The 13,003-nt window shown below is 67.8% G+C and carries 10 protein-coding genes; 4 read left to right on the top strand and 6 right to left on the bottom strand.

Features of this window, described 5'->3' with window-relative positions; translation table 11 throughout:
• Window positions 1-13: 13 nt before the first annotated feature.
• The 6 genes from mdlC to AC5RW2_RS18220 form a co-directional block, all read right to left on the bottom strand.
• Entirely contained in the window at window positions 14-1,624 is a 1,611-nt protein-coding gene (mdlC, locus tag AC5RW2_RS18195) for a benzoylformate decarboxylase (RefSeq protein ID WP_493962643.1), read from the bottom strand.
• Between the two features lie 34 nt (window positions 1,625-1,658).
• Complete coding sequence (locus tag AC5RW2_RS18200) at window positions 1,659-2,675, bottom strand: malate dehydrogenase (protein WP_493962642.1); 1,017 nt, start codon at window positions 2,673-2,675, stop codon at window positions 1,659-1,661.
• Window positions 2,676-2,861: 186 nt separating this feature from the next.
• Window positions 2,862-3,560 carry a dienelactone hydrolase family protein gene (locus AC5RW2_RS18205; protein ID WP_494074335.1) on the bottom strand — a complete coding sequence of 233 codons (699 nt, stop codon included), beginning with the start codon at window positions 3,558-3,560 and terminating at the stop codon, window positions 2,862-2,864.
• Between the two features lie 163 nt (window positions 3,561-3,723).
• On the bottom strand, window positions 3,724-4,236 hold the full coding sequence (locus AC5RW2_RS18210) for a flavin reductase family protein (RefSeq protein WP_493962641.1): 513 nt from the start codon (window positions 4,234-4,236) through the stop codon (window positions 3,724-3,726).
• A gap of 10 nt (window positions 4,237-4,246) precedes the next feature.
• On the bottom strand, window positions 4,247-5,569 hold the full coding sequence (locus tag AC5RW2_RS18215; RefSeq protein ID WP_493962640.1) for a flavin monoamine oxidase family protein: 1,323 nt from the start codon (window positions 5,567-5,569) through the stop codon (window positions 4,247-4,249).
• 47 nt (window positions 5,570-5,616) lie between these two features.
• Window positions 5,617-7,020 carry an LLM class flavin-dependent oxidoreductase gene (locus AC5RW2_RS18220; protein WP_493962639.1) on the bottom strand — a complete coding sequence of 468 codons (1,404 nt, stop codon included), beginning with the start codon at window positions 7,018-7,020 and terminating at the stop codon, window positions 5,617-5,619.
• Window positions 7,021-7,264: 244 nt separating this feature from the next.
• On the opposite strand from AC5RW2_RS18220, the gene AC5RW2_RS18225 reads away from it, so the two are divergent.
• The 4 genes from AC5RW2_RS18225 (at window position 7,265) to xdhC (ending at window position 12,967) form a co-directional block, all read left to right on the top strand.
• Window positions 7,265-8,053, top strand: coding sequence for an IclR family transcriptional regulator (locus AC5RW2_RS18225; RefSeq protein ID WP_493951430.1), 789 nt, complete (start codon window positions 7,265-7,267; stop codon window positions 8,051-8,053).
• A gap of 209 nt (window positions 8,054-8,262) precedes the next feature.
• The gene (locus tag AC5RW2_RS18230; RefSeq protein WP_493962638.1) at window positions 8,263-9,723 is read left to right on the top strand and encodes a xanthine dehydrogenase small subunit; all 1,461 of its coding nucleotides are present in this window, start codon (window positions 8,263-8,265) and stop codon (window positions 9,721-9,723) included.
• Window positions 9,720-12,098 (top strand): xanthine dehydrogenase molybdopterin binding subunit, encoded by a 2,379-nt coding sequence (xdhB, locus tag AC5RW2_RS18235; protein ID WP_493962637.1) that lies wholly within the window; start codon window positions 9,720-9,722, stop codon window positions 12,096-12,098. The genes AC5RW2_RS18230 and xdhB overlap by 4 nt, the downstream gene beginning before the upstream one ends.
• Window positions 12,098-12,967 carry a xanthine dehydrogenase accessory protein XdhC gene (gene xdhC / locus AC5RW2_RS18240; protein ID WP_493962636.1) on the top strand — a complete coding sequence of 290 codons (870 nt, stop codon included), beginning with the start codon at window positions 12,098-12,100 and terminating at the stop codon, window positions 12,965-12,967. Before xdhB ends, xdhC begins: the two co-directional genes overlap by 1 nt.
• Window positions 12,968-13,003 lie beyond the last annotated feature (36 nt).

Raw genomic sequence — 13,003 nt, forward strand, 5'->3', positions numbered from 1 at the left:
GTGCTCTCCGCGATCAGCCGCCGACTACTTGCGCGTCGATCAGCACCGGGCCGGTGGCCTGCAGCGCCTTCTGGTAGGCCGCGTCGAACTCCTCGCGGGTGGTGGTCCGTTCGGCGGGCACGCCATAGCCCTCGGCGATGGAGACGAAATCGATGCCGCCGAGCTTCAGGCCGGGCACGTCCGGCACGCCCATCCGCTGGGCGAAGCCGGCGAGGGCGCCGTAGCTGGAGTTGTTGACGATGACGAACACCGTCCGGGTCTGCCGCTGGGCCGCGGTGTAGAGCGCTGTGATGCCGTAGTTCGCGGAGCCGTCGCCCACGGTGGCCACGATGGTCTTCTCCGGGTCGCCGAGGGACATGCCGACCGCCACCGGCAAGCCGAAGCCCAGGCCGCCCGACGCGGGGAAGTTGTACATGCCCGGGCGGTCGATGGCGATGCGCTCGAGGTAGTCCAGATCCAAAGTGGTGGTCTCGTTGACGTACGCGACCGTCTCATTGACGTGGGCGTTCAGCACTTCAAGGATTTCGGTGCCGGTCATGCCGTCCGGCGAGGTCTTGGCCGCCGGGAGTTCCCGGGAACCGTGCTCGCCGCGCCGCTGACCCCGGTCCTTCACCCCCTCCGCCAGAACCTTCGCTGCCCCTGCCACATCGGCGACGACGGATCGGCCGAAGGGTGCACGGGTCGCCTCGCGCGGGTCCTGGGTCAGCTGGATGACTTGGGTCCCGGCTTCCAGGTAGTTGCTCGGCTCCCAGCGGTGATACCGGAAGACGGCGGCGCCGAGGACCAACACGACGTCGTGGCCGGCGAGGCGGTCCCGCACCGACTGGATGCCCGGGACGATGACACCCTCGAAGTTGGGATGGGTGGTGGGGAAGGGGCCGCGCGAGGGCGAGGGCGCGACGAAGACGGAGGCATCGGTTTTCTCCGCCAGCGACACCACGGCGTCGAACACGCTGGGATCATCGACGGCGGCGGCATCCACTTGTGGGCCGACGACGAGTGCGAGTTTCTTGGCGCCGTCGACTGCCGCGATGAGTTCCTGGGCGAGGGCCTCGGTGAGGCCTCCGGCGGTAACCATCGACCGCTCGGTGAGCAGGGCGTCGTCGTCGAGGGCGGGCTCCGCCCAGTCGTCGAGCGGGACCGAGACGTAGACCGGCCCGCGCGGCTGGGCGGAGGTCTCGAACACGGCCTGGGAGAGCGTGCGCGGCACGTCCGCGGCGGCCAGCGGCTCGTGCGAATACTTGACCAGTGGCGCCGGCAGCATGGAGGCGTCCGCACTGGCCAGCATCGTCTCCTGGCCGACCGTGCGCCGGACCTGCTGGCCGGCCAGGATGACCATCGGGATATGGCCGTAGTGGGCGTTGGTCAGCGCGCCCATGGCGTTGCCCGACCCGGAGGCGGCGTGGAGATTCACCAGCGCGGGCTTTCCGGTGGCGCGCGCGTAGCCCTCGGCCATGCCCACGACAACCTGCTCGTGCAGTCCGAGGATGAAGTCGAATTCTTCGGTCAGGCCGGCGAGGAAGGGCAGCTCGTTGGACCCGGGGTTGCCGAAGATGGTGGTCATGCCGTGCGCACGGAACACGTCCAAGGTCGTCTCCAGTACCGTCTTCTTTGTGCTCGCCACTGGTCTGCCTTCCTAGTCTTTTCGTTGTCTTTGGTTACTGCGTTGATGAGTCGGGACGGCCCGGCTCGTGCGAAAGATGGAGGGCTGCTGCCTCCCGCACAGAAGCTGTTGCTTTGACCAGGGCGGCCTGCTCCTCGGCGGAGCCCTGCCAGTCGGTCAGTTTGACCCTGCCGGAGCTCATCGTGACCGGCAAGGCGATGAAGGCTTCATCAAGCCCGTAAACTCCCGCGGTCCATGCGGTGGCGGGAAACATTTCGCCGCGGGCCATCATCCCGATCATGCGGGCCACGCCGAGCGGGGTGGTCCAGCCGGAACTCCGGCCCGGCTCCAACGCAGACCAGCGGTGGAACCAGCCATCGATGTCCTCGCGGATATGGTCCTGCTGGGCAGCGGACAGGGTGGCCGGGGCGCCGTCGACCAGTACGGAACTGAAGCACGGCACCTGCCCATTGCCATGCTCGCCCAGCACCTGGGCGCGGACCCGATGCGGTTCGATGCCGATCTCCCGGGCTACTGCGGCTTGGAACCGCACCGAATCGTTGATGCTGTAGCCCAATATCCGGTCTGGGCTGATGTCGGTGATCCGATGGAGGCACTCGGCCAGGACGTCGACCGGGTTGGATAGCAGCAGGACTACGCCGTCCTCGCCCGAGAACTTTTCAATCGTCGGGGCGAGCAGCCTGAGCAAGCGCAGATTGGCGGCCAAGAAGTCGCGCCGGTCCCCGCCAGGCACCTCCGGGGCCGACGCGGCCACGATGACCACGTCAACGTCCTCCCAGGAGCCAGAAGCTGCTGGATCAACAACATGCAGATGGGGTGCCCTGACACCGGCCAGGATCTGCGCCTCGGAAATATCGATGGCATGGGCGCGCGCGACGTTCTCTTTCACATCGACCAGATGGATCGTGTTGCCGATGCCGGCAAGTGCCAGCTGGTACACTACGCCCGAACCAATCAGCCCGGCGGCACCGATCACGGCGATGCTGCGGGGCCACACCTGACCTGCGCCCGCACTTTGCCCGGCACCTGGCGGATTGGTTTCAGCTTCCACTGTCTCTTCTTCCGTCTCGAAGGAACTGATCGTCGACACCCAGGGTCTTGTGCAGCATACCCACGTCCGCGCCCCGGCTGCAGCCAGCCGACCCTTGTATGACAGGTGCTGTCTCACGGTCGCGAAAAGGGAAAGGACGACGCCGGCGCAAAGCTGAGCGCCGACGTCGTCCTTGAGCGGGTGAGGCTACTTCACCTTGTCCTTGAGGAACTGCACCGCGCGGCTCCAGGCCAGCTCGGCCGCCTCGGGGCGGTAGTTGCCCTGCGGGTTTTCGTCGTTGTGGAAGGCATGCGGGGCGTCATAGAAGTAGTAGTTCACTTCGGCGCCGGATTCGCGGCGGATCTGCTCCTCCTGTGCCTTGGCCTTTTCCACCGGGTAGGAGGTGTCCTGCTCGCCGTAGTGGCCCTGGATGGCGGCGCGGACACCTTCATAGGATTTGGGCACGGCTTGACCGACGCCGTAGAACGGCACGGCGGCGCTGATCCGCTCGCCCTGCTGCGCGGCCAGCGCCAGCACGAAGCCGCCGCCCATGCAGAAACCGATGGCGCCGACGGTGGTACTGGTCACGGCCTCGTGGGCCAGCAGGTAGTCCACGGCGCCGGCCAGCAGGCGCGCGCCTTCTGCTTCGGGCAGCTTGGACATCATCTGCGCGGCTTCCTTGCCGTCATGGGCGATGCGGCCGCCGAACAGGTCCGGAGCCAGCGCCACGAAGCCTTCGGCCGCGAGGCGGTCGGCCACGTCGCGGATGTGGTCCACCAGGCCCCACCACTCCTGGATGACAATCACGCCGGGACCGGACCCGGACTCCGGCAGGGCAAGATACCCGTGGGCCTCGCCGCCTGCGGACTCGAAGGTGACATTCTGAAAGGTTGGGTTTTCAGCCAAAGTCCTACTCCTGATCGCTCGGGGCATACGGCATCAGTCTAGGGATAGGCACCGAAGTTGTCTCGTCGCCGGCCCTGGCCCCTCACGGCGGACCCCGGCACCTCAGGGGGCGGGCTTTCGCAGCGGCCCTTTGCGGCGGGGAGGCCCGGTCGGCGGTGCGGTCTCAGGCGGCGGTGCTTTCGCGGAAGCCGCCGAGCCGGCCGCCGTGGAAGACCAGCGGGTCGCCGTCGTCGGCCGTCATTTCCAGCACTTTGGCGATGATCAGCACGTGGTCCCCGCCGTCCAGCTCCTGCTGGATAGTGCAGTCGATCCAGCCAAGGGAGCCGGCGATGTGCGGTGTGCCGTATGCGGAGTGTTTCCAGCCGATGGCCGCGAACTTGTCCTCGGCTTTGCCGGCAAGGGCTTTGCAGATCGGCTGCTGTCCGTCCGCGAGCAGGTTGACGCTGAACATGGCGGAACGGCGGATCTTCGGCCAACTGGTGGACGTCCGGGCGATGCTGAAGGTCACCAGCGCCGGGTCCAGCGAGAGGGCCTGGAAGGTGCCGACGATCAGGCCGCAGGGTCTGCCGGTGGCCGGATCGGTGGCGCAGATCGCTGCGACGCCGGTGGGGTAATGGCGCATGACGGCGCGGTACTGATCGGGCTGGATTGCCGGGGAGACGGCCGCGAGGCTCATGACTCTTTCCTTAGGTCGTGGGGGCGAGTTCGGCGGGGGCTGTAGTGAGGCTGGCGTGGACGTCCCGCGCCGCGCGCAGGCCGCTTTCGATGGCGCCGTCGATAAAACCGGCCCAGATGTTGGCGTAGTCGCTGCTTGCGAAGTGCAACACACCGGTATTCTCCTGCTGGGCGGTGAGGTACCTGGTCAGCTGGCGCGGCTGCTGGATCAGCCAGGTTTCCTGCGAGTACTGGTCCGCCATCCAGTCGTGGCCGGTGGTTTCCAGGACCTCCAGGTCATCGCGCCACACCTTCAGTGCGCCGCGGACGGCCTGGACGTCGTTGACATTGAGCCGTGTGGCATCGGCGCCGAACGCGACCAGTACGGCGTCGGTCTCGCTGATGAACTCGGTGCGCACCACCGAGAGCGGGTGGTGCTGGGAGGAGTAGGCGAAGAACGGTTTGATCGGGCCGCGGACGCGGATCCAGGCTTTGACCCCCTGCGACGCGGTCTTCTCGATGCTCGGCCGGATCTTGCCTTCCGGCAGGGCGGGGGCGACGTCGAGCTGGTGCAGGGTGTTCTGCGGGACCGTGAGGACGACGCGCGACGCGGAAATGCTGCGGCCGGCGCCGTAGCTGATCAGGGCCGAGTCGGCGTCGTGCTCGATGGCCAGGACGGGGGAGTCAAGCCGGATGTCGGCGCCCGAGTCGCGGGCGATGGCATCGGCCAGGCTGCGGGTGCCGCCGGCGAGGCGGAAGATGGCCGAGGCCTCGTGCATGAGGTGCCAGGAGCCGGCCGTCGCGGCCGTCCAGCGCAGGGCGTTGGTGTAGGCACACCGGTCCAGAGTGGCGTTGAAGTGTCCAACCCAGGCTGCTTCGTTGGCATTTCGCTCGTCCACGGAGAGGTCCAGTTCATCCAGTTTCTCCTGCAGGCTGAACTGGTCGGCCTCCTCGATGCCGGAGACCGCCAGGGGCATGTCCGGGCGCGGGATCCAGTTCATCGTGTCTTCGAGCAGGCGGGTCATGCCCGGGTCGATGAGCTGCATGAAGTCCTCGAGGTTGCCGCGACGGACCTGGCTGCCGGCCAACCAGTAGGTCTCCTCGGAGCGGGGACCGCGGGTCACCTCCAGGCCATAGCGGGTGACTTCGGCCCAGGAATGCGGTTGCGTCCAGTGCAGCCAGGTGCCGCCCATCTCCAGGTCGTGGCCGAGCCGGTGGTCCGTCCAAGTGCGGCCGCCGAGCCGGTCCCGGGCTTCCAAGACAACCACGTCCAGGCCGCGGCGGGTCAGTTCGCGGGCCGTGATCAGTCCGGCGAATCCGGCGCCGACAACGACGACATCGGTTGATTCAGTCATCTGTGGTTCTCCTGCTTCGTCTGTTCGTGAGTCCTGCCTGGGCTGGGTTAGGAAGCGATGGCGACGGCGGTGCCCGCGCGATGGCCGGTGGCCGGATGCCTCGGAAGTGTGTACCGATGCCCGGGACCGTACAGCTTTTCGCGCAGCGTCAGCTGGGGGCCGGTGGACGCGGGAACTTCTGCGGCGAGCCCTTGGCGGCGCAGTTCGGGCAGGGCGTGCTCGATGAAGCGCTTCCAACTGTCGGGCTTGGTGGCGTAGCTGAGGTTGATGCCGTCCACGTCCGCTTCGTCGCGCCAGCGCCTGATTTCGGCGGCGACAGTACCGGGCGAGCCAACGATGACGCTTCCGGTGCCGCCGATCCCGAGGAATTCGGCGACGCTGCGCGGTGTCCACTCGCGGTCCGGATCGGCTTTGGAAAACATGTCCACGATCGATTGCACGCCGCGGGTCTTGACATGCTGCAGCGGCGCGTCGAGGTCGGCGGTGGAGAGGTCGAAGCCGGTCCAACCGGCGAATCTGGCCAGGGCGCCTTCGAGGCTGACGTTGGTGCGCGCCTGCTCGTGCAGGGCCTCGGCCTCGTCCTCGGTCGGCGCGACGATGACCGTCAGCAGGACCACCACCTTGATGTCGTGCGGCTCGCGGCCGTTTTCGACGGCGGCCTGCCGGATCTTTTCGACGCTGCGGCGGGCCTGTTCCACCGACACGGCGTTGATGAACACGGCTTCGGCATGGCGTCCCGCGAAGGCCATGCCCCGCGGCGAGGAACCGGCCTGAAACAGTACCGGAGTTCTTTGCGGCGACGGTTCGCACAAGTGGATGCCCGGGACGGAGAAGTACTTGCCGCTGTGCTCAATGGGGTGGACGCGGGCCGGATCGACGAAGGTGGCACCTTTTTGGTCGCGCACCACGGCGCCGGGCTCCCAGGACTGCTCCCACAGCTTGTAGAGAACTTCCATGTATTCCTCGGCCAGCTCGTAGCGCTCGTCGTGATCAAGCTGCTGCGACATCCCCACGTTCCGGGCCGCGGACTCCGAATAGGAGGTGACGATATTCCACCCAACGCGTCCGCCGGTCAGGTGGTCCAGCGTGCTGAAGCGCCGCGCCATCAAGTAGGGCGGCTCGTAGGTCAGCGAGGACGTGACGCCGAAGGTGAGCCTCTCGGTTACCGCCGCCATCCCGCTGATCAGCAGCATCGGGTCGTTGACCGGGAACTGCGCGGCATCGCGCAGCGCCGCGTCCGGACGGCCTTCGTAGACGTCGTGGTAACCAGTGGTGTCGGCCAAGAAGATCCCGTCGAACCCGGCGGATTCGAGCATTCGGGCAAGGTCCTTCCAGTACGCCAGTTCCTTGTAGCGGTGGCCCTGGTCCGCCTCATTGCGCCACGAGCCCGCAGTGAGATGCGCCGGGGAGTTGGTATCGAAGGCGAAAAGGCTCAGGGGCTGGTCTTTCATAGCAGCGACACTTCCTTGCACCGTTGAAAAGAGGAGGGCTGTATGTTCAATATCTGAACGTGACGTTCAATTTAGCGACGGACCAGCGGTAGTGTCAATAGTGTCGGACGTGATTTGATGCGCCGGCACCGGGCAGGGATTAAACGCAATGTTCGACACGTGAACGCCGACGTCCCAGATCCCGTCATAGGCTAGTAGTGCCCGCCACAACGCGGGCCCGCACGGCCGAGAGGAATGCCTGACCATGCCGGAGACAGATTCGAATGCAGAGCGCGCTGACACGCCGGACCTCACGAATAAGTCCGTCGTCAAAGCCATGGCGCTGCTGCGCGAACTGGGTCGCCATCCCCAGGGGATCACTGTCACCGAACTGGCGCAGAACGTAGGACTGACGCGTCCCACGGCCTTCCGCCTGCTGTTGAGCATGGAGCAGGTCGGGTTCGTCGACCGGTCCGACAACAACTACACGCTCGGCTGGGAAATGGCCCGGCTCGGACGGCTCGCCGACCCGACCGCTGGCGTGGGCGCGAAGGTCCAGCCGATCCTTGAACGGTTCGCCCAGGAGATCAACGAAACCGTCACCTTCGCACTGAATAAAAGCGCGACGGAGTACGACCTCATCGCCGAGGCCTCAGCGTCGAGGATCCTCAGCGTTTCGCAGCTGTATGTGCACCGCCAGTACCCGCTGTATGCGAGTGCGACAGGCAAAATCCTCCTAGCTGATCTGGACGACGAGAAGATCATCCAACTGCTGCCCGAAACGCTGACCCCGATCACCCGGCAGACCATCACCGACCGCGGTGTCCTGCTCCAGGAGATCCACGAGGTCCGGCGAAACGGGTACTCCGTGCTGGACAACGAACTCGAGGAAGGCCTGTTTGCCGTCGCCGTCGCCGTCCGCGATGCCGATGGATTCCTCCTCGGCGGACTCACCGCGACGGGGCCGGACCAGCGGCTGAAGTCCGGCCGCCTGCCCAGCATCGTGGAGCATCTGCACATCACCGCCGAAAAAATCGCCAAGGCGATCGGCTAGCCCGGATCAAGGACTAGCCTGGCGGTCTCCTTCCGTGACAGGAGCCCTGCGCTGCGGCGGAAGCCGGCGCCCGCCGTCGTGCCCTGAATTCTGTTTCAGGGCAGCCATTCCAATGCAGGTGGTCACGTTTTATCATGGGCCGTTAGGGCGACGAGCCGACCGGGGACCGCTGAGACCCAGCCCGTGTCCCGGCGGAGGAGCGTGAGGCAATGGAGCCGCATGAAGTGAAGGTCAACGGCGTGCCGCGGGTGTTGGCCGCCGGACCGCAGGTCAGCTTGCTTGACTGGCTGCGCGGCCAAGGCCTGACCGGGGCCAAGGAAGGCTGCGCCGAAGGGGAATGCGGCGCCTGCGCGGTCCTAGTGGCGCGCGCCGACGGGCCCGACCGCACGCGCTGGACCGCCGTCAATTCCTGCCTGCCGGCGGCGCTGGCTTTCGACGGCGGGGAAGTCGTCACGTCCGAAGGGCTCGGACGCGCTCCGGCTGCCTGCAGTACCGAGCAGCTCCACCCGGTCCAGCGCGAAATGGCGGACCGTGGCGGCTCGCAGTGCGGCTACTGTACGCCCGGCTTTGTCTGCGCCATGGCGGCCGAGTACTACCGTCCCGAACGGCGGCCCGCCGCTGCCGGCGAGCCGGAGCCCCACCACGGCCCCAATGGGTTCGACCTGCACGCGCTGAGCGGAAACCTGTGCCGCTGCACCGGCTACCGGCCCATCCGCGACGCCGCCTACGCCCTCGGTGCGCCGGAGGACGGGGATCCGCTGGCCGTCCGTCGGGAGGCGCCGGCCCCGGCTGCCCGGCGGACCCGTTTCGTCTCCAGCGGAACGGAATTTATCCGTCCGGAAACCTTGCAGGAGCTTTTAAACCGGTTGGAGCAGGATCCCGACGCCGTCCTGGTGGCCGGTGCCACCGACCTCGGGGTGGAACGGAACCTGCGCCACAGCCGCCCGCGGTTGGTCCTCGCCATCGACCGGCTCCAGGAGCTGCGCGGCCTGGACATGGGGGCCGACGTCGTGGACATCGGGGCCGCCCTCACGCTCACCGAAGTCGAGCAGGAATTGGCCGGACGGGTGCCGCTGCTCAGCGAACTCTTCCCGCAGTTCGCTTCCCGGCTGATCCGGAACAGCGCCACGTTCGGGGGCAACCTCGGCACCGGATCTCCCATCGGCGACGCCGCGCCGGTGCTGCTGGCCCTCGACGCCAGCCTGGTGCTGACTTCACAGCGGGGCGACCGGACCGTGGCGCTCGCTGACTACTTCACCGGCTACCGCCAGAGCGTGCGGGAGCCGGATGAGATCATCCGCGCCATTCGGGTGCCGCTGCCGCTGGCTCCGCGGACGGCATTCCACAAGGTGACCAAGCGGCGCTTCGACGATATCTCCTCCGTCGCGGTCGCTTTCGCGGCCCGGTTCGACGGCGCCGTGCTGACCGATCTCAGGATCGGGCTGGGCGGCGTCGCTGCAACGCCGCTACGAGCCAGGGCCACCGAGGACGCGCTGACCGGCAAGGAACTGACCGCGGAGATTGCGGAGGAAGCCGCCGGCGTCCTGGCCGGCGAAGGCACCCCGATGGATGACCACCGGGCCAGCGCCCGCTACCGCTCCGCGATGCTGGAGCAGGCGATGCTGCGGTTCTATGCCGAAAACGCACCGGAACTGGAGGTGATCCCGTGACCTCGCTAGCCGACCGGCCCGTCAACCCGGTCGTGGGACAGCACGTGTCGCACGAAAGCGCGGCGCTGCATGTGACCGGAGCCGCGCTGTACACGGACGATCTGGTCGGCCGGATGCGCGGCTGCCTGCATGCGTGGCCGGTGCAGGCACCCCACGCCCACGCCTACGTGACGGCGCTCCGCACCGAGCCGGCGTCGGCCGTTCCCGGCGTGGTGCGGGTGCTAACCGCCGCCGACGTGCCCGGCGTCAACGACGCCGGCGCAAAGGACGACGAACCGCTCTTTCCGCACGAGGTGATGTACTACGGCCACGCCGTCTGCTGGGTGCTGGGCGAGACCGCCGAGGCGGCACGGCTGGGGGCGGAGGCCGTTGAGGTCGACTACGAGGAACTGCCGTCGCTGCTGACCCTCACCGAGGCCATCGACGCGGCCAGCTACCAGGGAAATCAGCCGGTGGTGGGCCGCGGCGACGCCGAGGCCGGGCTGAAGCGCGCGCCGCACCAGTTCAGCGGAACGTTCGAGTTCGGCGGCCAGGAGCACTTTTATCTGGAGACCCACGCCTCGCTGGCCCACGTTGACGAGTCCGGGCAGGTCTTCGTCCAGTCCTCCACCCAGCACCCCTCCGAGACCCAGGAGATCGTCGCCCGCGTGCTGGGGCTGGCCAACAGCGAGGTCACCGTCCAGTGCCTGCGCATGGGCGGCGGCTTCGGCGGCAAGGAGATGCAGCCGCACGGGTCGGCCGCCATCGCCGCGCTCGGCGCCGTGCTCACCGGGCGGCCGGTCCGGCTGCGGCTGAACCGCACGCAGGACATCACCCTGACCGGCAAGCGGCATCCGATGCACGCCAGCTGGGAGGTGGGGTTCGACGACGACGGGCTCCTCCTCGCGCTGCGCGCCACCATCACGTCCGACGGCGGGTGGAGCCTGGATCTGTCCGAGCCCGTCCTGGCCCGCGCCCTCTGCCACATCGACAATGCCTACTTCATCCCCGACGTTGAGGTCCTCGGCCGGATCGCCAAGACCAACAAGACCTCGCAGACGGCCTTCCGCGGGTTCGGCGGGCCGCAGGGCATGCTGGTGATCGAGGACATTCTGGGCCGCTGCGCGCCGGCACTGGGCATCGAACCGGCCGAGCTGCGCCGCCGCAACTTCTACGCGCCGGGCCAGAGCACGCCGTACGGGCAGCCGGTCCGGCACGCGGAACGGCTGCACGACATCTGGGCCCAGCTCTCATTGCGGGCCGACGTCGAGCGGCGCCGGGCAGCGGTGGAGACGTTCAACGCCACCCACGAACACAGCAAACGCGGGCTGGCGATGACGCCGGTGAAGTTCGGGATCTCCTTCAACTACACCGCTTTCAACCAGGCCGGAGCGCTGGTGCACGTCTACAAGGACGGTTCGGTGCTGGTCAACCACGGCGGCACGGAGATGGGCCAGGGTCTGCACACCAAGATGCGCCAGGTCGCCGCCACCGCACTGGGCGTGCCGCTGGACTTCGTGCGGTTGGCACCGACGCGGACGGACAAGGTGCCCAATACGTCGGCAACGGCAGCCAGTTCGGGTGCCGATCTCAACGGCGGGGCGGTGAAGCACGCCTGCGAGCAGATCCGCGAGCAACTGGCCGAAGTCGCGGCGCGCAAGCTGGACACCCAGCCCTACAACGTGCGCTTCGTCGACGGCCGGGTGACCAGCCTGGGCTCAACCGAAAGCCTGTCCTTTGCCGAGCTGGTGCACACGGCCTACTTCCAGCGCACGCCGCTGTTCGCCTCCGGTTTCTACCGGACCGAGGGCATCCACTGGGACGCCGCAAACATGCAGGGTGAGCCCTTCAAGTACTTCTCCTACGGCGCAGCAGTGTCCGAGGTCGAGGTGGACGGCTTCACTGGGGCCTACCGGTTGCTGCGCGCCGACATTGTGCACGACGTCGGCGACAGCCTGTCACCGCTGATCGATCTGGGCCAGATTGAAGGCGCTTTCGTCCAGGGCACCGGCTGGCTGACCTTGGAGGAGTTGCGCTGGGACACGTCCGCCGGGCCGGACCGGGGCCGGTTAACCACACAGGCAGCCAGCACGTACAAGATCCCGAGCTTCTCCGAGATGCCCGAGGAGTTCAACGTCCACCTGTACGAGCGCGCCACTGAGAGCGGCGTGGTGTACGGGTCCAAGGCGGTGGGGGAGCCGCCCTTGATGCTTGCCTTCAGCGTGCGCGAAGCCCTGCGCGCAGCCGCTGCTGCCTTCGGGCCGGCCGACCGTCCGCTCGAGCTGCCCAGTCCGGCGACGCCGGAAGCCGTCTTTTGGGCTGTCCAGGAGGCACGCGCCGCCGCCGGCGGGCGCGCAGTACCCGCCGCGACGCCGGCCGCATCGGGAGCGGGCTGATGATGGACTGGCTGGTAGCAGTGCAGAATCTGCGCGACGACGGACGCCCCGGTGTGCTCGCCACCGTCACCTCCGTGCGGGGCCATGCTCCCCGGGAGGCGGGCGCCAAAATGGTCATTGCCGCGGACGGCCTGTGGGACAGCATCGGCGGCGGGAACCTTGAGGCCGAGGTGATCGACCGGGCCCGCCGCATGATCGCCGGGGCGTCCAGTGCGCCCGAAACCCTGACCTTCGCGCTCAACGAGCACGCGGCGAACCAGCATGGGCGCCAGTGCTGCGGCGGCGAAGTGCAGGTCCTCCTGGAACCGCTGCGCAATGATCCCGTGGTGGCGGTCTTTGGCGTCGGGCATGTGGGGTTCGAGCTGGCCCGGATCCTCTCCCGGCTGCGCCTGCGCCTGCACCTGATCGACAGCCGGGCCGGACAGCTCGATCCGCTCCGGCTGGCCGACGTGACCGCAGGCAGCGCCACGGTCACGGTCCACCACACGCCCGCACCGGAGACGGTGCTGCAGGTCTTGCCGGCCGGCTCGCACGTCTACATCATGACCCATGACCACGCGGAGGATTTCCTGCTTTGCGACGCCGCGCTGCGGCGCGGGGGCCTGGACGTTGGCCTGATCGGCTCGGCGGCCAAGTGGGCCCGCTTCCGGCAGCGGCTGCGCGCGGAGGGGCATGAGGACGTGGACTCCATCCGCTGCCCCATTGGCCTGCCCGGCATCGGCGGCAAAGCCCCCGCAGCCATCGCCGTCGCGGTCGCCGCGGAACTGCTTGGCAGGCTGGGCGGCGCGGGTAGTGCGGGACCGGAAGCTTCCGGGCCCGCTTCTTCCGCCAGGGCGGGGGTAATCGGTGAGGGCACCGTAAAACGGTGATGGCATGGTCCATGGATGCTGCCCTGAAAGATTTAC

Source organism: Arthrobacter sp. B0316-1-20, from assembly GCF_059091865.1.